This window comes from Streptomyces sp. NPDC031121, from assembly GCF_055570615.1.
This window is the reverse complement of record NZ_JBVIGV010000002.1, coordinates 301596-321708: the sequence shown is the minus strand read 5'-3', so window position 1 is coordinate 321708 and position 20113 is coordinate 301596. Positions and strand designations below refer to the sequence as shown.

Here is a 20113-nt window from a genome sequence, read left to right as displayed (position 1 = left end):
GGTTGGTACTGCCGCGGCCGGGTGGGGGCCGCCGCTCCGGACCTCCGGCAGGGGTGGGCCGAAGCGGAGTTGCGTATTCCTAGCACGCCCTTGATGCGGTCATGGGTGACCCATCTCACAGCTCCAGATTTTCGCGGCATTTGCCCTGGTTCGGTGACCTGATCGTTATCCGGATCTGAGGTTCCACTGAGCGAACGCGCGGTTCGGCCGTCCGGCGCGCCACGGGCGGTCACCGCCATACCCGCTGGTAGCCAGGGCAGGAGAGGGTTGCCCGCCCCTCGTCGCGGGGGAGGGTGCACGGCGAGGCGAGGCCGAACCCACCGGCCCGGTTCCGCGATCACGAGGAGGAGACGCATGGGTTGGTTCGCGGTCGCCACCGGTACGGCGCTGGTGCTGTTCGTCCTCCGGGACGTGTTCCACACCCTCTGGCACCCGACCCGGCACGGAGGCCTGAGCCGCCTGCTCATGACCGCCGTGTGGCGCGTGGCGAAGGCGACGCCCCGCCGCCGTGCCGCGGGGCTCGCAGGCCCCGTGGCGATGGCCATGGTCGTCGCCACGTGGTCCCTGACGGCCGTCGTCGGATGGGCCCTCGTCTACTGGCCGTCCATGCCGGACTCCTTCACCTATCCGTCGGAGCTGCGGCCGGCCGACCACGCCGGATTCGAAGACGCCGTGTACGTCTCGCTGGTCCACATCTCCACACTCGGGCTGGGCGACATCGCCCCCACCGAAGGGTGGCTCAGGATCGTCGCGCCCATGGAGGCCCTGGTCGGCTTCGCGCTGCTCAGCGCGACGGTCGCCTGGACGCTCGGCCTCTTCCCGGCCCTGGCCCGCCGCCGCGCCCTCGCCCTGCGGATCTCCCACCTCGCCCGCACCCACCCCACCTCGGACCGCATCGACGCCGGCACGGGCGCGGCCGTCCTCGACGGTCTCGCGGCGAGCGTGTCCGTGGTCTCCGTCGACTTCATGCAGTACGCCGAGTCCTACTACTTCCACGACGGGGACGCCCACATCTCGCTCGCCCGGCAGATCACTGCGGCCCTCGACCTCGCCGACCAGGCCTCCGCCGCCCGGCACCCCGAGGTCCGGACGGCGGCGGCGGTCCTGCGGGCCGCCCTGGACGACCTCGCGGCCATCCTCGACAGCCGCTTCCTGCGGACCCGCGGGTCGGCCCGCGAGGTCTTCGAGGCCTACGCCCGCGATCACGGCGAGGCGGGGCGGGCCTGACGCCCCCGCGGATCAGCCGCGGAGGTCCCGCCGCCGGTAGCCGAGCGCGCCGGCAACCGCGGCCAGTGCCGCCATGGCGGTCATCAGCAGCGCCGCGGGCCAGTTGACGGGGGCGCCTGGTACGGCGGCCAGGTGCGCGAACGGCGACAGCCGGCCGATCCACGCCGGCAGTCCGGACGTTTCGGCGACGGCGTTCAGCAGGAAACCGCCCGCGGCCGGGAGCGCTCCGAACGCGGCGACCACGCGCGGCGCCCAGCCGAGGGCGAGTACGGCGCAGCCGAGGCAGAGGAACGCCACGGGCAGCACGTTCCAGGCCCCGGACAGCGCGTCGAAGAGGCCGAGGCCGGCGCCGACGGCCTCCGTCCCCATCCAGGTGGCGGCGCCGGCGACGGTGGTGAGCCCGATGACGCCGCCCAGGACGGCAGCCGCCTCGGCGGTGAGCACGGTCGTCCGGGTGAGGGGCTGGGCGTACAGCAGGGTCAGGCGCCGGCCGGTCTCGTCCGCGGCGAGTGCGGCGAGCCGGACCGCGACGAACGCGCCGGCCGGAACGGCCAGCAGGGCGAACAGCGCCGCGGTGTACCCCTGGACGGTGCCGAGCCCGGCGAAGCCCGCCTGCGCGGCGAGTTCGGCGAACCTCGGGTTCTCGCGGAGGAAGTCCGTCATCGAAACGGCCAGCACCCCGATGAGCAGGTAGTACGCGCCGACCCCGGCGGACCAGGCAGCCCACGGCCGCACCAGGCGCCGTACCGCGAACGCGCGGACCGAGCCGAGCAGACGCGTGCGCGGCGTCCGGCGCGGGGAGGTGCGCAGGTATCCGCCGCGGACGTCACGGCCCCGGGCGGCGGCAACCGCTCCGGCAACGAGCGCGAGGCAGGCGGCCAGCAGGACCGCCAGCGGCAGGAGCCGGTCCCCGCCATACGGGCGGACCAGGGCCATCAGACCGAACGGCGACACCCAGCGCATCCACCCCAGGGCGGCGACACCGTCCCCGACCATGCGCAGCAGCAGGCTGACGCCGAGCAGCGCCACCGCCGCGCCGCTGGCGGCCGCCCGGGGCGCGAACACCTGGGCGGCCATGGTGCCCGCCGCGGCGAAGAACACCCCGCAGAGCGCCAGCGCGGCACCGTGCACCGCGGCGCCGCCCACGGCGGCACCCGCCGCGGCCAGACCGGCGAACGCGGCCGTGCCCGCGGCGAGCGAAGCCGCCACCAGGACCGCGACGTGGCGCGCCACCACGGAGGTGACGGGCACCCGCCCGGCCAGCAGCACATCCCAGCGGCCGGCGTCCTCCTCCCCCCGGGTGATCCGTGTCGCGGCGAGCAGCGTCCACACCGAGAGCACCACCGCCAGCGCCGTCCCCGTGCGCCACACGGCGAACCCTCCGGCTTCGTGCAGCGCGACCGGTTCGCCGAACAGGGTGCTGATCGCCGGGTTCCCCGCCAGCGCCTCCAGGGCGGCGGCGTCGGCCGGGTCCTTGACCGTGCTCGCGTAGGCGGCCACGGCCACCGCCGACATCCCGGCCATCAGGCCGATCACGACGAGTGCCCCCCGCCACGTCAGGCGCAGGGCCAGTGCCGTCACCGCCCGCCCCGCGGAAGCGCCGCGGTCGGCGTGCGCGGCCGGAGAGGCCGGGGCCGTCACCGCTCCTCCCCGCCGTAGTAGCCGAGGAAGATCTCCTCCAGCGACGGTTCGCGCACCGCGAGGCTGACGACGTCCGCCGCCGCCAGCGCGCGCAGTGCGTCCCCGGGCGGGCCGGTCAGGGTGAACCTCACCGAGGCCGATCCGGTCACCTCGACCGCCTCCGTACCGGGGACGCGGCTCAGGTCCGGGGGCGTTCCGTCGAAGCACACCGTCACCTCCGTGCGGTGCAGGCGTCGCAGCTCCGCCACGGTGGCGACGTCGACGAGCCGCCCGGCACGCAGGATCGCCACGCTGTCGCAGACGGCCTCGACCTCCGCGAGCATGTGGGAGCTGAGGAACACCGTCTGCCCGTTGTCCCGGGCCTCGCGCACCGCGCGGCGGAACTCGCGCTCCATCAGCGGGTCCAGGCCGCTGGTCGGCTCGTCCAGCACGAGCAGGGGTGCCCGGGTGGCGAACGCGGCCACCAGCGCCACCTTCTGCCGGTTGCCCGTCGAGTACGCCCGGCCGGGCTTGGACACGTCGAGGTCGAACCGCTCGACCAGCTCGTCCCGGTAGGACCGGTCGGTGCCGGGGCCGGTCCGCGCCAGCAGCTCCAGGGTCTCGGCGCCGGTCATCTGCGGCCACAGCGCCACATCGGCCGGTACGTAGGCGAGTCGCCGGTGGGTGGCGGCCACGTCGGCGGCGTCGGTTCCGAAGATCCATGCGCGGCCGGAGGTGGGGCGGGCGAGTCCCAGCAGCAGCCGGATGGTGGTGGACTTCCCGGCGCCGTTGGGCCCGAGGAAACCGAACACCTCGCCGGCCGGGACGCTCAAGTCCAGCCCGTCCAGGGCCAGGACGCGGCCGTACCGCTTGGTGAGCGACTGGGTGTGGAAGGCGTGCGAGACCATGCCGGCCTCCTGTGTCGGTACGTCGGGCACGCGGCCCCTGACCGCCGACCAGGCTTCCCGGCACACCGCTGTTGAACATACTCGCGCCCGGTCCTGCCGGACAAGCGGCGTGCACGGAATCGCGGCACCGTCCCGCCGCGCCCCTGGCGGCGGCGATGCGTGGTCCTTTGTGTTGTTTCGGCGACCGCGCTTCGTGGCGGCCCCGCTACTCCTATGCTTCTACATGCGTGTAGATTCTGCCCTCGGTGATCTTCGCACGCCGAGCGGCCCGCTCCCCGCGGACCGCCAATCGGCGTGCGCGGAAAGCCCGTTGGCGGCACACACGTGTCTGCTCGTTCGCAACCCAGGGAGGGACCGCAATGGCTTCGATCGATCTCGGCAAGGTGCTCGACAAGGCGTGGGCCGACAAGAGCGTGACGGAGGTGCTGGCAGCGCCCGTGGACGCCCTCAAGGGCGTCAGCGAGCGGCAGGGCGAGCTGCTGCGGGAGGCGTTCGGCGTCAAGACCGTCGCCGACCTCGCCGATCTCAAGTTCGCCCGCTGGGCCCAGGCGCTCGCCGCCCTGGACGCCGCGAAGTAGCACCGGCGCCCGCGGGCGCACCCCCGCCCCGGCGGCAGGCCGCCGGGGCGGCACCCTTTCACGAACCAGGAACGAAGGAGTGAACGCCACGATGGTGTTCAAGCGACTGCTCGGCACGATGGGGGTCGGCGGTCCCACCGTCGACACGGTCCTCGACCCCGTCGGCGCCGTGCCGGGCGGCAGTCTGTCCGGCGAGGTCCGACTCAAGGGCGGCCGCGCCGACTTCGACATCCAGCACATCACCCTGGAACTCGTCGCCCGGGTCGAGGCCGAGACCGGGCACGGCGAGCACGACGGCGCCGTCGTCTTCGAGCGCTTCACCGTCGGCGGCGGCTTCCGCCTCCGCGAGGGTGAGCAGCGCACCATGCCGTTCGCGGTCACGCTGCCCTGGGAGACCCCCGTCACCGAGCTCCACGGGCAGCCGCTGGGCATCGTCCTCGGTGTCCGCACCGAACTCGGCGTGGCCGGAGCCAAGGACAAGGGGGACCTGGACGCCCTGTCCGTCCGCCCGCTCCCCGCCCAGGAGGCCGTCCTGGATGCCCTCGGCCGGCTCGGCTTCGGCTTCCGGTCCGCGGACCTGGAGTACGGGCGCATCGCAGGCACGGGCCAGCAGCTGCCCTTCTACCAGGAGATCGAGCTCAGCCCCGCTCCCCAGTACGCCCACCAGGTCAACGAGATCGAGGTCACCTTCCTGGCGTCGCCGGCCGGCATGGAGGTGGTCCTGGAGGCCGACAAGCGCGGCGGCCTCTTCTCCGGCGGCCACGACGCCCTGGCCCGCCACTCGGTGTCCCACGACCAGGTGGCCGGCGCCGACTGGGACGCCGAGGTCGACGGCTGGATCCGCGCCTTGGCCGAGGCGCACGGTGCGCGCGGCTCACACGGCCACGACGCGTACGGGCACGGCGCCGGCCACCGCTCCGGTCCCGGCATGGGGACGGTCGCCGCCGCGGGCGCGGCCGGGCTCGCGGTCGGCGTCGTCGGCGGCATGGCCGCCGCCGAGGCCGTGGACGAGATCGGGGACTTCTTCGAGGGCGACGACGAGGCCTGACCGCCCGCCAGGGCCTGGCCGTCTCTTCCGGATCTTGCCTCGGCAGGATCCGAAAGAGACGACCTGACCGGGCAGGGAACCGGTCAGGCGGAGAAGGTGGCGGCGTGGAGGATGAAGTAGAGGGTGACGGCCGCGTTCGCGGAGGACAGCGCCGACGCCGTCGCCCCGCCCGCTGCCGCCCAGACCGCCAGCCCGACCGTGGTGAAGGCCGGCGGCCAGGCGCGGCCGCCCGGTGCCGGCCCGAGCAGCGCGGCGACCCGCCGCGGCACCGGCCCGGCCACCGCGAAGTGGGCCGCGGCCCCCGCCGGGGCCCCGCGGGAGACCAGCGCCGCCTTGCCGATCGCCCGTGCCACGGTCCGCCGGCAGCCGATGTGCGCGGCGGCCTCCTCGTCGGCCCAGCGCTCGGACGTGTAGGTCACGGCCGTACGGAGCGGCCGCAGGAAGGGGTTGGCCTGTGCCGCCAGCCGGACCGCCAGCAGGAAGCGGTGGTGGCGGCCGTGCAGATGGGCCCGCTCGTGCGCGAACAGGGCCCGCCGCTCCCGCGGGGAGAGGGCCGCGAGCATGCCCGTGCTGACGACGACCCGGCCGCGCCGGCCCGGCAGGGCGTAGGCGTACGGGGCGTCGTCCGGGAGCACCGCCACCGGCCCGGGCCGGGCCGTGCGCAGTGCTCCCTCGGCCCGCCGGCGGACCAGCCGGTGCCGCCACGCGGCGGTCGAACACGACACCAGCACGGCGATGAGCGCCGGAATGGCCAGGCGCCCGGCGACCTCGTCGTACGGCAGGGCGGCCCGGACCTCCGGGTCGGACCAGCCGTCCGGCAGGGGGTTCCCGGGGAGCTGCGCGGTACCCACGACCATGACGAGGGCCAGGCACAGGGTGCTGCAGCATGCCAGCACTGCGGCGATGGCCGTGAGCAGACGGGTGGCGGTGCGCGGGTCGAGATGCTGCTCCGCAAGGCGTGCGATCGGCCAGGCGGTGAGCGGCAGGACGAGCGGCAGAAAGACGAAGACCCCCATGGCGTCAGTCTTCCTCTTCCTCGCCCGCCTGGGCCAGCAGATCGCGCAGCATGCGCTCGTCTCCCGGAGGCAGGGCCGTGATGAAGCTGGCGAGTACCGCGTGCCGGTCCTCCTCGCTGTCCAGGACCTTCCGCATCCTCAGGGCCGCCAGGCCCGCTCCGTCGGCGACGGGCGTCCACTGGAACGACCGGCCCACGCGCTCCCGGGTCACGGCGCCCTTCGCGAGCAGCCGGGTCAGGATCGTGATCACCGTCGTGTACGCCAGCTCGCCGCCGAGGTGCTCCTGCACCCAGGCGACGGTGACCGGTCCGGGGGCCTCGCCCAGGGCGGTCAGGACCGCGTTCTCGAGTTCTCCCTGACCGCGCCGACGGGAGTACTGCCCGGATCCGTCTCTCTGTCCGTCCGTCATGGCGCTGGCCTGCCTCCCCGTCTCACCGGCCCCGCGGGTGCCGGGCGGTTCATCGTACTGACGACCCGCGCTGGTCACGCCGTCCCCTGCCGTTTCCCCGGCGGCTGCCTGCGGGCGGCAGGGGACGTCGGCGACGCCCTCGGCCCCGTGCGGTCCGGGCGGCGCGGCCCGGTTGCGGCGGCGCGCGTCCGCGACACCCTGGAAGACGGGCCCGACCGGTCCACGGCGGGGGCCCGGTCGGCCCAAGCGCCGCGCCGGGGCGGAGGGGCACCCTGGCGTCGACACCTCCGCGGAGCAGAAGGAGGGCCGCTCCATGAAGGCACCCGCCTCCGCCGTTGCCGCGCCCGCGGCCCGCCCCGCCCTGCCCCGCCCCGGCAGCGGGCCCGCCGCCCTCGAAGGCCGCCGGCCGTGAGCCCGGCCTGGCGGTGGGAGTACCAGGGCTACGACCCCAAGACCGAGCGGCTGGTCGAGTCCCTCTGCACCCTCGGCAACGGCCGCTTCGCCACCCGCGGATCCGCCCCGGAGAGCACGGCGGACGCCGTCCACTACCCGGCCACCTACCTGGCCGGCTGCTACAACCGCCTCACCTCCGCCGTCGCCGGGCGCACGGTCGCCAACGAGGACATGGTCCGGCTGCCCGACTGGACCGCCCTGCGCTACCGCCTGCTCCCCGACGGCGCGCCGCCCGGCGACTGGCTCACCCCGGACCACCCCACCCTGCGCCACTGCCGCGTCACCCTGGACCTCCGCGCCGGAACCCTCACCCGGCGGATGCTCTTCCACGACACCGCGGGCCGCCGCCTCGGCGTCACCCACACCCGCCTCGTCCACATGGGCGATCCGCACCTGGCCGCGCAGCGCACCGTCTTCCGCGCGTACGGCTGGACCGGCCGGATCGAGGTCGCAGCCGTGCTCGACGGCGCCGTCGCCAACGCGGGCGTAGAACGCTACCGCGCGCTCGCGGGCCGCCACCTCGTGGGGCACCGTGCCGGAGTGCGGGCGGAAGGCACCGCCTGGCTGGCCTTCACCACATCCGCCACCGGCGTGCGGATCGGGCTCGCCGTCCGGACCTCCGCACGGCCCCTGGCGACCGTCGACAGCGCCTGCACGGCCGACACCGCGACGCAGACGTCCGTCCTGCCGATCCGGCGGGGACGGCCGGTCGTCGTCGTCAAGACCGCCGCCCTGACCAGCTCGCTCGACCGCCCCCTCACCGACCCCCTGCGGCGCAGCATCGAGTACGCCGCCCGCGCCCCCGGCTTCCCGACGCTGCTGGCCGGCCACCAGGCGTGCTGGGCGCGGATCTGGAGCGAGGGGGAGTCGAGGGCGGCGGGGGAGACCGGCAGGATCCTCCGCCTCCACGCCTTCCACGTCCTCCAGACCCTCTCGCCGCACACCGCGGAACTCGACGCGGGCGTTCCGGCCCGGGGCCTGCACGGGGAGGCGTACCGGGGCCACGTCTTCTGGGACGAGCTGTTCGTCCTGCCCCACCTCGCCCTGCACTTCCCCGAGACCGCCCGCGCCCTGCTGATGTACCGGCACCGGCGGCTGCCCGCGGCCCGGGAGGCGGCCCGCAGGGCCGGTGCCCGAGGAGCCATGTTCCCCTGGCAGAGCGGAAGTTCCGGCGCCGAGGAGACACAGCGCCTGCACCTGAACCCCCGCTCCGGCCGGTGGCTTCCCGACCACTCCCGCCTCCAGCGGCACGTCGGATCGGCCATCGCCTGGAACGCCTGGCAGTACGGCCTCGCCACCGGCGACACCGGCTTCGCGCACGGGCCGGGGGCCGACCTCCTGCTGCACATCGCCCACTTCTGGGCCGGCGCCGCCACCTGGGACGACGGCCTTCGCCGCTACCGCCTCCGCGGCGTCGTCGGCCCGGACGAGTACCACGACGCGTACCCGGACGCCGCCGCGCCCGGCATCGACGACAACGCGTACACCAACGTCACCGCGGCCTGGGTGCTCGCCCGCGCCCTGGACCTGTACGCCGGACTCCCGGCGGCCCGGCGCGCCGAGCTCCTCGCGGAACTCGGCCTCACGGCGGACGCCCTCCGCGGCTGGGAGGACATCTCCCGCCGGCTGTACGTTCCCTTCCACCGGGACGTGATCAGCCAGTTCCACGGCTACGGCGACCTCGCCGAACTCGACTGGGACGCGTACCGCGCCCGCTACCACGACATCCGCCGGCTGGACCGCATCCTGGAGGCCGAAGGCGACACCCCCAACCGCTACCAGGCGTCCAAGCAGGCGGACACCCTCATGCTCGGCTACCTCTTCCGGCCCGCCGAACTCGCCCGGCTGTTCACCCGCCTCGGCTACGCGTTCGACGACGCGCTCTGGGACAGGACGGTCGCCTACTACCTGCGCCGGACCTGCCACGGCTCCACGCTCAGCAGCCTCGTCCACGGCTGGGTGCTCGCCCGGCAGCAGGGCCCGCACGCCTGGCGCTACTGCCAGGAGGCCCTGCTGGGCGACATCACCGACGTCCAGGGCGGCACCACCGGCGAGGGGATACACCTCGGCGCCATGGCCGGCACCCTCGACCTCGTGGAACGCGGGATCGCAGGGCTCGAACCCGGCCCCGACGGCCTGCACGTCGACCCGGTGCCGCTGTCCGAGATCCCGGGCTGCGACTTCGCGGTCTCGTACCTCGGACACCGGGACGTCCGCATCAGGTACCGCCCGGGCCGGCTCGGCGTCCGCGTCCCGCCGTCGCTCCTCGGCCCGCTGCCCCTGGTCCTGCCCGGCGGCCGGCGGGCGCAGGTCGCCGCGGGCCAGGAGCGGTGGTTCCGCCTGCCGACGGGGCGGGGCGGCCGGGCGGGCGGCGCCGCCTGAGCCGGCCGTCCACTGCCGGCCGCCCCCGCCTGGCGGCGGCCACCCGCCTCACACACGCTGGAGACAGGTCTGGCGAAGGGACGGAGAGCATGGACACGCAGCGGGAGGCCCGCCGGATCGTGGTGGGCGTCGACGGATCGCCCTCGTCCCGGGCGGCACTGGACTGGGCGGTTCGGTACGCCCGCCTCGCCGACGCACGGGTGGAGGCGGTCATGGCCTGGGAGGTCCCCGGCGAGGCGTCGTGGTCGGCGCCGGCCGTGGACGCGACGCTCGACAAGGAGGAGGCCCAGAGGCGCCTGGTCGAGGAGGTCCGCTCCGTCCTCGGCGAGGAGGGCGTGACCCTGGTCCACGAGCGCCTGGTCCACGGCCACCCGGTCGAGGTCCTGGTGGACGCGGCCCAGGGGGCCGACATGCTGGTCGTGGGCAGCCGGGGCCGCGGCGGCTTCCGCCGGGCGCTCCTCGGCTCGGTCAGCCAGCAGGCGGCGCTCCACTCGCCGTGCCCCGTGACCATCGTCCGGCCGACGGCGGCTGACCGGTAGCCGCCCTTCACACGGCGGGCCCGCCGCTCTCCCCCACCCGCTCGATGTCCACGTCCAGGAAGTGGGCCGAGCACGAGATGCAGGGGTCGTGGTTGCGGACGGCGCGCTCGCACAGCCGGGCGAGGTCGTCCTCGGACTCCACCCCGCGGTCGATGCCGGCCTGGACGATCCGGCGCAGGTCCTCCTCGATGGCGCCCTGGTTCTGCGCCGTCGGCGGTACGAGGCGTGCGTCGGTGACACGGCCGGCGCCGTCGAGCGTGTAGCGGTGGTACAGCAGGCCCCGGGGTGCTTCCGTCGCCCCGTGCCCGGTGCCGGCCCGGGCGGGGACCTCCACGTACGGGCGGGGCGGCGGCTCGTACGCGGCGATGATGCGCAGCGCCTCCTCCACCGCGTACAGGACTTCCACCGCACGGACGAGGATGCTGCGGTAGGGGTTCCGGCAGGCGGTGCCGCGTCCGCCGCCTCTCACGCCGGGCGGCGCCGGGGGGTCGCCCAGCCCGGCTTCCCGGGCCGCCTCCAGGGCAGTGGGGGAGAGGAGGTGGCCGCTGACGGCCCAGCGGGCGAGTGAGCCGGTGAGGTGCCTGCGGCCGTCCAGCCGGGAGTGCAGGGCCGTGGAGTGCGGGACCTGCGTCTCGGTGACGTGGTTGCAGAAGTCCCGCAGGGGGAACGTGCGCGGTGCGGAGGGCTCGTCGTACGGCAGGACGGTGGGGACGCCGGACTCGATGGCGTAGGTGCCGGTCTCGGCGAGGGCGAAGAAGTCGGCGTCGCATGCGGCGTCGGGGAAGTCGAAGCCGGCGACCCAGCGCACCGTGTCCCAGGCGTCGTCGAGGGCGCCGCGCAACCGCTCGGCGAGCGGCCGCAGTTCGCTGCGTGCGGGGGTGCGGTGGAAGCCGCCGAGGCGGACGTTGACGGGGTGGATCGCGCGTCCTCCGAGCAGCTCGACCACCGCGTTGCCCGTCTGCTTCAGGCGCAGCCCGCGCTCGACGTGCCCGCGGTGGTCGCGGGACAGGCCGAACACGTCGTCGTGGCCGAGGAAGTCCGGGGCGTGCAGGAGGTGGATGTGCAGGGTCTGGCTCTCGATCCACTCCCCGCAGTACAGCAGGCGGCGGAGGGCGGCCAGCTGTCCGCCGACGGCGACGCCGCACGCGTCCTCGACGGCACGGCAGGCGCTCAGCTGGTAGGCGACGGGGCAGATCCCGCAGATGCGGGAGGTCAGGTCGGGGGGTTCCGTGTGGGATCTGCCGCGGAGGAACGCCTCGAAGAACCGCGGCGGCTCGTAGATCGCGAGGCGGGTGTCGAGGACGGTGCCGTCGTGGATCCGCAGGTGGAGCGCGGTCTCGCCCTCGACGCGGGTGAGGGCGGGGATGCGCAGGACCCGGGACCGCGGCGCGGGCTCCTTCACCGGGCTCCCTCCCCGCCCGTCACACCGGGCCCCTGCTCCTCGACGGCCGTGAACGCGGCCGTGTTGAAGGTGTGCAGGAACCTGCCGACGTCCTCCTCGCTCATCCCGTCGCGGTGCAGGAGCGGGACGAGCGCCGGGAGGTTGGTCGTTCCGGCCGGCCCGAAGCAGCCGTAGCAGCCGCGCCCGTACGTCGGGCACAGTGCTCCGCAGCCGGCGTGCGTGACGGGGCCGAGGCAGGGTGTGCCGTGGGCGACGGTGACGCAGACGTTGCCGCGGCGCTTGCAGGCGAAGCACACGCTGTGGTTCGGGATCCCGGGTCTGCGTCCGGCGAGGAACGCGCTGATCACCTCCAGGAGCTGGCCGCGGTCGATGGGGCAGCCGCGGAGTTCGAAGTCGACGGGCACGTGGGCGGAGACGGGGGTGGAGGCGGCGAGGGTCGCGATGTAGTCGGGCCGGGCGTAGACGGTCGCGAGGTACCCGTCGACGTCGGCGTGGTTGCGCAGGGCCTGGACCCCGCCCGCCGTGGCGCAGGCGCCGATGGTGACGAGGTGGCGGGCCTCGGCGCGGATGCGCCGGATCCGGTCCAGGTGCTCGGGGGTGCTGACGGAGCCCTCCACGAGCACGAGGTCGTACGGACCCGGTGCGGTGTCACCGGACGCCTCCGCGAAGTGGGCGATGTCCAGCTCGGCGGAGATGCCGAGCAGTTCGTCCTCGCAGTCGAGAAGCGTCAGCTGGCAGCCGTCGCAGGAGGCGAACTTGAACACGCCCAGCCGGGGCCGGGCGGGCTGGGGGTGTGCGTCGGGGGTCGTCATTCCTCACAGTTCCCGGATGGCCAGCAGGGGAGCGGCGCGGTCGTAGCCGACGACCGGGCCGTCGCGGCACAGCAGCAGGGGCCCGAGCTGGCAGTGGCCGCAGTGGCCTGTGGCGCAGCGCATGTTGCGTTCGAGGGAGACCTGGATGCGCGCCGGGGGCACGCCGCGGTGGACCAGGGCGCGCGCGGCCGCGCGGATCATGACCTCGGGGCCGCAGACGAAGGCGGTCGTGTCCGCCGCGGTGAACCGGGCCTCGCCGAGCAGCGCGGTGACCACCCCCACCCTGCCGGTCCAGCCGTCGGAGGGACGGTCGACGGTGACGGCCGCGAACGGCCGCCGCCAGCCGGGGATCTCGTCCGCGTACAGCAGATCGCCGGGGGTCCTCGCGCCGGCGAGGACGTTGAGCCGGCCGTACGCGCCCGGCTCGGCCAGCACGGCGTGGACGAGGGGGCGCAGCGGTGCGAGGCCGATGCCGCCGGCGATGACGAGGACATCGCCGCCGCGCGCGGCGCCCGTGTCCCACGCGGTGCCGAACGGTCCGCGGAGCGCGACCTGCGCGCCGGGCCCCAGGCCGTGCAGCGCCCGGGAGACGGCGCCGACGGCCCGTACGGTGTGCGCCAGCCGCCGGCCGCCGGGCAGGATCCGGGACACGGAGACGGGGATCTCCCCGACACCGAACGCGTACACCATCGCGAACCGGCCGGGCGCGAAGGGAGCCAGGGGTTCGCCGACCGGCTCCAGGACGAGGGTGGCCGTGTCGCGCGTCTCCTCCCGGCGCTCCGCCACGCGGTACGGGAGCGGCACCCGGGTCATGGGGTACGCCCGCTCTCCGGTGTCCCGTACAGGTCGAGCAGCCGGGTGCGCGTGGCCCTCAGCCGTTCTCCGATGGTTTCGGCGACCAGGGTGACCAGGGCCAGTCCCAGCGCGGGCCGTACGGCGCAGAGGTCGCGTACCGCCGCTGCGTCGAACATCCAGGCGCGGGTGGGCTCCCGGGTCTCGGCGCCGAGGTGCCACTGCCGGGGCGGGCACAGCCACGACCAGCCGAGGAGGCCGCCCGGGCCCACGGTCTCCACGACCGCACGTCCCCGGCCGGGCACCTGGACGTCGAGTGCGACCGAGCCCGAGCGGAGGACCCAGAAGCGGTCCGCTTCCCCGCCCTCCTCGAAGACCCGTGTGCCGGCCGGCAGGACGGTGTCGCGGGCCAGGTCCATCAGCCGTGCGCGCTCCTCCGCCGGCAGGGCGGCGAGCAGCCCCTCGCAGTCGGCGGGGCCCGGATCCGCGGTCATGGCGTGCCCTCCCGCCCTGCGGCCTCCCGGTGCAGGGCGTGGGCCTCCTCGGTGAGGTCGATGCCCGTCGGGCACCAGACGATGCAGCGGCCGCAGCCGACGCAGCCGGAACTGCCGAACTGGTCGTGCCAGGTGCCCAGCTTGTGGGTGAGCCACTGCCGGTAGCGGCTGCGGGGGGTCGCCCGGACCGGGCCGCCGTGCAGCAGCGAGAAGTCGAGGTCGTAGCAGGAGTCCCAGCGGCGCCACCGCTCGGCGTGGTCGCCGGTCAGGTCGGTGACGTCCTCGGTGGTGGTGCAGAAGCACGTGGGGCAGACCATGGTGCAGTTGCCGCAGCTCAGGCAGCGGGCCGTGACGTCGTCCCAGCGGTCCGCCTCCAGTGTGTCCCGCATCAGTGTGCGCAGGTCCACCGGCGGCATGGAACGGCCCATGTGCTCGGTGGCCCGGCGCACGCCCTCGGCCGCGGCGGTGCGCGTGGCGCCGTCGGCGGCGCGGCGGGGGATCTCCGCGAGGACCGCGGCGCCCTCCGCGGTGCCGCTCCGGCACAGGAAGCGGTGGCCGCCGCCGTCCACGACCTCGGTGAGCGCGAGGTCGTATCCGGCGTCCGCGGCCGGTCCCGTGCCCATCGAGACGCAGAAGCAGGTGGCTCCGGGCTCGGTGCACTCGACCGCGATCAGGAAGGCGCCCGTACGGCGGGACAGGTAGGCCGGATCGCGGTACCGGCCGCCGGACATCACCCGGTCCAGGATGCGGATGGCGCGCAGATCGCAGGGGCGCACACCGAGGAACGCGTACGACACCCGCTCCGGCGTCTCCTCCTGCACGGTCAGCCCGCCGCCGGGCCCGCGCTCCGCGGACCACTGGCGGACCCGCTCGGGGTGCAGGAACGACTTCCACGACTGGGGGCCCGCGCTGTGGGCGAACGCGGCCCCGTCCTCACGCCGGCGGACCCGGTACCGTCCCGCCTCCAGCTCCACCCCCCACCCGAAGGGCAGCTCGGCCGCGGACTCCAGCTCGTCGAGGACGATCGCCGCGTCCCGCACGGTCGGGCCGACCACCGTACGGCCGCGGCGCCTGAGGACCTGCACGAGAGCGTCCAGGCCGGCGCGGTCGAGCACCGCCTCGGCCGGGCCGCCGTCCGTCCGGCCGGCTTCCTCGGGGTCGCTCATCGTCCGCCCTCTCCTCCGTGCCCCGCCGCTCCTGGGGCACCAGCGGTCCGCCGGCGGGAAGCCGGACGGTGCACAGGTGCGCACGGACAGGGTGTCAGGCGGGGCCTTCGCGGGCGGCGCATCCGGCCCGGCGAGTCCCGCTGAACGGGGCCGTCCGGGTGCGGCCGGCATCCGAGGAGGCGCGGTGCTCCTCGATGTCCGCCTCGATCCGGCGGACCAGCCGCGGGACCGCGCGAGCCACCGACGGGGTGAGGCCGGTCCCCAGCGAACGGTCCGCCCCTTCGACCGCGTACACGATCAGACGGCCGGGACCGCGCCCGAGCACGGCGCCGAGACGCAGCGCGTCGGGGAGTCCGAGCCCGTGCGTGCTGTGCCGTCCGGCGGCGGCCGTGAGCAGCGCCCCGTCCGCGGCGCCGTCCCACCGGTGCGTCCGCCCCGGCTGCGCCGAAGGGGGGAAGCAGGCGTCGACGACGATGGCCAGGGCGGTCCCGTCCCACAGCCCGATCAGCCGGCCGGGGTCCCCGTCGCACTGTGCGAGGACGGTGCCCGCGGGCAGCCGCCGCCGCGCGGCCCGGTCCCTCAGCAGGCCGACCACCACCGGTCCGACACCGTCGTCCCTGCGGAACCCGTTGCCGATGCCGATGACCGCCGCAGGGGCGAACGCGTCCATCGGTGACCGACCCCCTCTCCGCGGACGGCCCGGCGGCGACACCGTCCCGCGCCGCCCGGGAAGGGCGCGCCCGCGTGCCGATGATCCGGCCGGCCGCGGCGGTCCGCACCCCGGGCCACCGTGCCCGGCGCGCGGGGCGGTGCGCCTGAGGCCAGACTGGACAGGGGGCGCGGTGAGGAGGCAGTCATGAAGACAGCGCGGGAGATCATGCACTCCGGTGCCGCCTGCGTACAGGAGACGGAGACGCTCATGGACGCGGCGCGGCGGATGGCCGAGCTGGATGTGGGAGCGCTCCCCATCTGCGGTCCCGACGACCGCCTGCACGGGATCATCACCGACCGTGACATCGTGATCAAGTGCCTGGCCAAGGGCAAGGACCCGAGCCACATGACGGCCGGTCAGCTTGCGCAGGGCAAGCCCGTGACGGTGGACGCCGACGCGGGAGCGGACCAGGTCCTGGCCACGATGCAGGGCCACCGCATCCGGCGCGTCCCGGTCATCGCCGACCACCGGCTCGTCGGGATGATCAGCGAAGCGGATCTCGCTCGGCACCTCTCCGACGAACAGGTGGGCCACTTCGTCGAGGCGATCTGCGCCTCCAGGTGATCCGGAAGCACTCCGCCCCCGCGGGGGCCGCCGTCCGGCATGCCTGACGCCGGCGGCTGCCGCCTGCCCGGGCACCGGGGGCAGGGAGGGCCGAATGGTCCCCGCCGGGAACCGTCCGACCCATGGGCAGGGGCCGCCGGCCGCGTGACAGTGGCATCAGCCCGCCCGGAGGAGAAGAAGGAGGCCCGGCCATGGCCAGCAAGCGAGTCCTGATCGCCTACGGCACCAAGCACGGCGCGACGGCAGGGATCGCCGAACAGATCGGCGAGACGCTGCGCGAGGACGGCCTCGATGCCGTCGTGGTCCCCGCCGACGATGTCGAGGACGTCCGCAACTTCGACGCCGTCGTCCTGGGCGGTGCCCTCTACGCCGGCCATTGGAGCGGCAAGGCCAAGCGCTGCGCCGAACGCCACGCCGACTCGCTCCGGCACCGCCCGGTCTGGCTCTTCAGCAGCGGTCCCCTCGACCACTCCGCCGAGGAGCGCGACATCCCCCCGGTCCCCGCCGTCGCGCGGCAGATGCAGCTCATCGGCGCGCGAGAGCACAAGACGTTCGGCGGCAGCCTCACCGCACGCACTCCCGGACTCCTCACCCGGGCCATGCTCCGCCAGGGGAAGGGCGGTGACTTCCGCGACCCCGACCGCATCCGGACGTGGGCCCACCACATCAGCGCCGAACTCGCCGCCGCCTGAACGCGCGGCCGGCCGGGTACGAGCGCAGTGCGGAGGCGACCATGGACAACCGGACGACGAGACCGGCGGCGAACCCGCTGCGCCGGGCAGCCGACCGCACCCGCACCTGCCTGCGCGTCGCCTTCGCCGCCGCCTGCCTGGTCGCCGTGGTCTGCGGTGTCGCCGTCGGACGGGCCGCCTGGGCGGACAGCAGCCGCGCGGCCGAGGAGATCGCGAGCCACCGGCACGCCGTGACGGCCACCACCGTCGGCGCGACCGGCTACCGGGCCGGGGACCGGCCGAGCGCGCAGGCCACCACCGTCGCCCCGGCCACGTGGCACTACCCCCCGGACCGCGCCCGCACCGGCACCGTCCCCGTCCCGGCCGGCACCCGCGAGGGGGACACCGTCCGCGTGTGGGTCGACGACCGGGGCGCGGCCGCCGCGGCGCCGCCCGGTACGGCCGAACTCCTGGGCAGGTCCGCCGGCCTGGGCGCCGTTGCGGCCACCGGCATCCTGCTCGCGTCAGGGGCCTTCCTCCGCCTGGGCCTGCGGATCACGGACGCACGCAGCGCCCGGGCATGGGAATCCGAGTGGGAAGCCGTGGAGCCCCTCTGGAGCGGCCGTCTGCGCCCCGGTCGGGGAGCGGACGATGGCTGACCGGGCCGTCGACCCGCACCCAGCCCCCGACCCCCTCGAGCCCCTCCCCCTCCTCCGCCGGGAACTGCACACCGGGCCGCTCGGCCTGTCGAGCCGGGAGGCGGAGCGCCGCCTGGCGGTTTACGGGCCCAACGAGGTCCGCCGCACCGCGCCACCGGGCATCCTGCGGGAACTCCTGCGGCAGCTGGTGCACCCCCTCGCGCTGCTCCTGTGGGCGGCGGCCGCACTCGCCTTCACCGCCGGCGTCGCCGTGCTCGGCTGGGCCGTCATCGCGGTGGTCCTCGTCAACGCCGGCTTCGCCCTCGCCCAGGAACGGCAGGCCGAGAAGGCCGTCGAGACGCTGGCCCGCTACCTTCCCGCGCAGGCCCAGGTGGTCCGCGACGGCCGGCCCCTGCACGTTCCCGCCCGTGACCTGGTCCCCGGAGACCTCGTCGTCCTCCGGGAAGGCGACCGCATCCCCGCGGACGCCCGCCTGACGGAGGGCGGCATCGAAGCCGACCTGTCCATGCTCACGGGCGAGTCCACTCCCGTCGAACGCCTGGCCGGTCCCGGACTCCAGGCCGTACCGGTGCTCCAGGAGCCGAACCTGGTCTTCAGCGGCACCAGCGCCACCGGAGGAGAGGCGCGGGCGATCGTCTTCGCCACCGGCGACCACACGGAACTCGGCCGGATCGCCGCCCTCAGCCAGCGCACCCGCCGCGAGCCCAGCCCGCTGGAGAAGCAGGTCAAGAAGGTCGCCTGGCTGATCGCGGCAGCCGCCGTCGCGATGGGAGCCGTGTTCCTCGTGGCAGGCGTGGCGGTCGGCCTGCCGCTGACCGACTCGCTGATGTTCGCGATCGGCCTGCTCGTCGCCAACGTGCCCGAAGGGCTCCTGCCCACCATCACCCTCGCCCTCGCGGTGGGCGTCCGGGTCCTGGCCCGGCAGGGAGCGGTGGTCAAGCGGCTGAGCGCGGTCGAGACCCTCGGCTCCACCGACGTCATCTGCACCGACAAGACCGGCACCCTCACCCGGAACGAGATGCGCCTCCACGGCTTCTGGACGCCCGAGCAGCGCGGGGAAGCCGGGCCGCGGAGCGCCGAACTCCTCCGGGCGGCGGCCCTGTGCACCACCGTGGTCCGGGAGGCCGACGGCCGACTGCACGGCGATCCGACCGAGGTCGCGCTGGCCGAGGGAGCCGCGGAGCACGCCGTACCCGTCGACCCCGCCGACCGGGACGCCCGCCGCCGGGCCTGCTTCCGCTTCGACCCCCGCCTGCGCCTGATGTCGGTGGTCCATGCGACGGGCGACGACCGCCTGCGCGTCATCGCCAAAGGCGCCCCGGAAGCGGTCCTGCCCCTGCTGGGCGAAGGCGAACCGGTCCCGGAGGCACGGGACGCCGCCGAGGCGCTGGCCTCGGAGGGCATGCGGGTGCTGGCCGTCGCGGTGCGGGACCTGCCGGCCGGCACCCGGCCCCCGGCGCGGCGCCGGCAGGCCGAGCGGGACCTGCACCTGATCGGGCTGGTCGGCCTCTACGATCCGCCGCGCCCGGAGGTCGCGGCCGCTGTCCGGCGCTGCCACGAGGCGGGCATGACCGTCCACATCGTGACCGGCGACAGCGGTGCCACCGCCGCTGCGATCGCCCGCGCCGTCGGCATCGGGGTGCCGAAGCTGCGCGTGATCGCCCAGTCCGAGGCGGTCGACGACCACCACCTCGACCACCTGCTCCGGGAGCGGGACACCGAGATCGTCTTCGCGCGGTCCTCGCCGGAGACCAAGCTGAAGGTGGCCGACGCCCTGCGCAGCCACGGGCGGATCGTCGCCATGACGGGCGACGGCGTCAACGACGCGCCCGCCCTGCACCGCGCCCACATCGGCGTGGCCATGGGGCGGTCGGGCACCGACGTGGCCCGCGAGGCGGCGACCATGGTCCTGACGGACGACAACTTCGCCACCATCGTCACCGCGGTCGAATCCGGCCGCAGGGTCTACGACAACGTCCGGAAGTTCATCGTCTACATCTTCGCCCACCTCACCCCCGAGGTCGTCCCCTTCCTCGTCTTCGCGCTCTCCGGCGGTGCCGTGCCCCTGCCCCTGACCGTGCTCCAGATCCTCGCCATAGACCTCGGCACCGAGACCCTCCCCGCCCTCGCCCTCGGCCGCGAACGCGCCGAGCCCGGAGTCATGACCCGGCCGCCCCGCCCCAGCACCCGAGGCGTGATCGACAAGGACATGCTGGTCCGCAGCTGGGGCTGGCTCGGCACCGTCTCCGCCGTACTGGTGATGGCCGCGTTCTTCTACGTCCTGTGGCGCGCCGGATGGCAGCCCGGCGACCCGACCGGCCCCGGCACCCCGCTCCACGACGCCTATCTCACCGCCACCACCGCCACCTTCGCCGGCATCGTCACCTGCCAGGTCGGCACCGCGATCGCCGCCCGCACCGACCACGCGGCCCTGCGCGACATCGGCCTGTTCACCAACCCCCTGCTGCTGGCGGGCATCGCGTTCGAACTCGCCTTCACCGCCGCCCTCGTCTACGCGCCGCCGCTCCAGGACCTCTTCGGCACCGCGGCCCTCCCGCCGGACGCCGTCCTCCTCATCGCGGCCTTTCCGGTACTGGTCTGGGGAACCGACGAGATCCGCCGCTGGTCCCGGCGCCGGGCCGGGACGCCCCGGCGGTGAGC

The 20113-nt window shown here is 75.0% G+C and carries 19 protein-coding genes; 9 read left to right on the top strand and 10 right to left on the bottom strand.

Annotation, left to right across the window (positions count from 1 at the left end):
• The first annotated feature begins 354 nt into the window (after positions 1 to 354).
• A complete protein-coding gene (locus tag ACZ462_RS04855; protein ID WP_467808451.1) occupies positions 355 to 1227 on the top strand; it encodes a potassium channel family protein in 873 nt (290 codons plus the stop codon).
• Positions 1228 to 1239: 12 nt separating this feature from the next.
• On the opposite strand, the gene ACZ462_RS04850 is transcribed toward ACZ462_RS04855, so the two are convergent.
• Both ACZ462_RS04850 and ACZ462_RS04845 read right to left on the bottom strand, forming a co-directional pair.
• Entirely contained in the window at positions 1240 to 2868 is a 1629-nt protein-coding gene (locus tag ACZ462_RS04850; protein WP_467808452.1) for a hypothetical protein, read from the bottom strand.
• On the bottom strand, positions 2865 to 3785 hold the full coding sequence (locus tag ACZ462_RS04845; RefSeq protein ID WP_467808453.1) for an ABC transporter ATP-binding protein: 921 nt from the start codon (positions 3783 to 3785) through the stop codon (positions 2865 to 2867). Before ACZ462_RS04845 ends, ACZ462_RS04850 begins: the two co-directional genes overlap by 4 nt.
• A 329-nt stretch (positions 3786 to 4114) precedes the next feature.
• On the opposite strand from ACZ462_RS04845, the gene ACZ462_RS04840 reads away from it, so the two are divergent.
• A complete protein-coding gene (locus ACZ462_RS04840; protein ID WP_467808454.1) occupies positions 4115 to 4333 on the top strand; it encodes a hypothetical protein in 219 nt (72 codons plus the stop codon).
• A 91-nt stretch (positions 4334 to 4424) separates the two neighbouring features.
• Entirely contained in the window at positions 4425 to 5381 is a 957-nt protein-coding gene (locus tag ACZ462_RS04835) for a sporulation protein (protein WP_467808455.1), read from the top strand.
• Positions 5382 to 5464: 83 nt separating this feature from the next.
• On the opposite strand, the gene ACZ462_RS04830 is transcribed toward ACZ462_RS04835, so the two are convergent.
• Together ACZ462_RS04830 and ACZ462_RS04825 are read right to left on the bottom strand one after the other, a co-directional pair.
• Positions 5465 to 6397 (bottom strand): M56 family metallopeptidase, encoded by a 933-nt coding sequence (locus ACZ462_RS04830; protein ID WP_467808457.1) that lies wholly within the window; start codon positions 6395 to 6397, stop codon positions 5465 to 5467.
• Positions 6398 to 6401: 4 nt separating this feature from the next.
• The gene (locus tag ACZ462_RS04825; RefSeq protein ID WP_467808458.1) at positions 6402 to 6806 is read right to left on the bottom strand and encodes a BlaI/MecI/CopY family transcriptional regulator; all 405 of its coding nucleotides are present in this window, start codon (positions 6804 to 6806) and stop codon (positions 6402 to 6404) included.
• Positions 6807 to 7214: 408 nt separating this feature from the next.
• On the opposite strand from ACZ462_RS04825, the gene ACZ462_RS04820 reads away from it, so the two are divergent.
• Positions 7215 to 9641 carry a glycoside hydrolase family 65 protein gene (locus tag ACZ462_RS04820; protein ID WP_467808459.1) on the top strand — a complete coding sequence of 809 codons (2427 nt, stop codon included), beginning with the start codon at positions 7215 to 7217 and terminating at the stop codon, positions 9639 to 9641.
• A gap of 89 nt (positions 9642 to 9730) precedes the next feature.
• Positions 9731 to 10180 carry a universal stress protein gene (locus tag ACZ462_RS04815; RefSeq protein WP_467808460.1) on the top strand — a complete coding sequence of 150 codons (450 nt, stop codon included), beginning with the start codon at positions 9731 to 9733 and terminating at the stop codon, positions 10178 to 10180.
• Between the two features lie 7 nt (positions 10181 to 10187).
• On the opposite strand, the gene ACZ462_RS04810 is transcribed toward ACZ462_RS04815, so the two are convergent.
• From ACZ462_RS04810 to ACZ462_RS04785, 6 genes are all read right to left on the bottom strand, one after another.
• The gene (locus ACZ462_RS04810) at positions 10188 to 11582 is read right to left on the bottom strand and encodes a Ni/Fe hydrogenase subunit alpha (protein ID WP_467808461.1); all 1395 of its coding nucleotides are present in this window, start codon (positions 11580 to 11582) and stop codon (positions 10188 to 10190) included.
• Positions 11579 to 12394, bottom strand: coding sequence for an NADH-quinone oxidoreductase subunit B family protein (locus ACZ462_RS04805; protein ID WP_467808462.1), 816 nt, complete (start codon positions 12392 to 12394; stop codon positions 11579 to 11581). Before ACZ462_RS04805 ends, ACZ462_RS04810 begins: the two co-directional genes overlap by 4 nt.
• A 3-nt stretch (positions 12395 to 12397) precedes the next feature.
• A complete protein-coding gene (locus tag ACZ462_RS04800; protein WP_467808464.1) occupies positions 12398 to 13207 on the bottom strand; it encodes an FAD/NAD(P)-binding protein in 810 nt (269 codons plus the stop codon).
• Positions 13204 to 13680 carry a cyclic nucleotide-binding domain-containing protein gene (locus tag ACZ462_RS04795; RefSeq protein ID WP_467808465.1) on the bottom strand — a complete coding sequence of 159 codons (477 nt, stop codon included), beginning with the start codon at positions 13678 to 13680 and terminating at the stop codon, positions 13204 to 13206. The genes ACZ462_RS04800 and ACZ462_RS04795 overlap by 4 nt, the downstream gene beginning before the upstream one ends.
• Positions 13677 to 14846, bottom strand: a complete 1170-nt coding sequence (locus ACZ462_RS04790; protein ID WP_467808466.1) for a 4Fe-4S dicluster domain-containing protein — start codon at positions 14844 to 14846, stop codon at positions 13677 to 13679. The genes ACZ462_RS04795 and ACZ462_RS04790 overlap by 4 nt, the downstream gene beginning before the upstream one ends.
• Positions 14847 to 14940: 94 nt before the next feature.
• Positions 14941 to 15516 (bottom strand): hydrogenase maturation protease, encoded by a 576-nt coding sequence (locus ACZ462_RS04785; RefSeq protein WP_467808468.1) that lies wholly within the window; start codon positions 15514 to 15516, stop codon positions 14941 to 14943.
• 186 nt (positions 15517 to 15702) lie between these two features.
• Here ACZ462_RS04785 and ACZ462_RS04780 point away from each other — a divergent pair, with 186 nt between their 5' ends.
• The 4 genes from ACZ462_RS04780 to ACZ462_RS04765 all read left to right on the top strand — a co-directional run bounded on the left by ACZ462_RS04780 (position 15703) and on the right by ACZ462_RS04765 (position 20111).
• Positions 15703 to 16122 (top strand): CBS domain-containing protein, encoded by a 420-nt coding sequence (locus tag ACZ462_RS04780; protein WP_467808470.1) that lies wholly within the window; start codon positions 15703 to 15705, stop codon positions 16120 to 16122.
• A 191-nt stretch (positions 16123 to 16313) separates the two neighbouring features.
• Entirely contained in the window at positions 16314 to 16814 is a 501-nt protein-coding gene (locus ACZ462_RS04775; RefSeq protein ID WP_467808471.1) for a flavodoxin domain-containing protein, read from the top strand.
• Positions 16815 to 16855: 41 nt separating this feature from the next.
• Positions 16856 to 17452 (top strand): Rv1733c family protein, encoded by a 597-nt coding sequence (locus tag ACZ462_RS04770; RefSeq protein ID WP_467808472.1) that lies wholly within the window; start codon positions 16856 to 16858, stop codon positions 17450 to 17452.
• Entirely contained in the window at positions 17445 to 20111 is a 2667-nt protein-coding gene (locus ACZ462_RS04765) for a cation-translocating P-type ATPase (RefSeq protein WP_467808473.1), read from the top strand. The genes ACZ462_RS04770 and ACZ462_RS04765 overlap by 8 nt, the downstream gene beginning before the upstream one ends.
• Positions 20112 to 20113 lie beyond the last annotated feature (2 nt).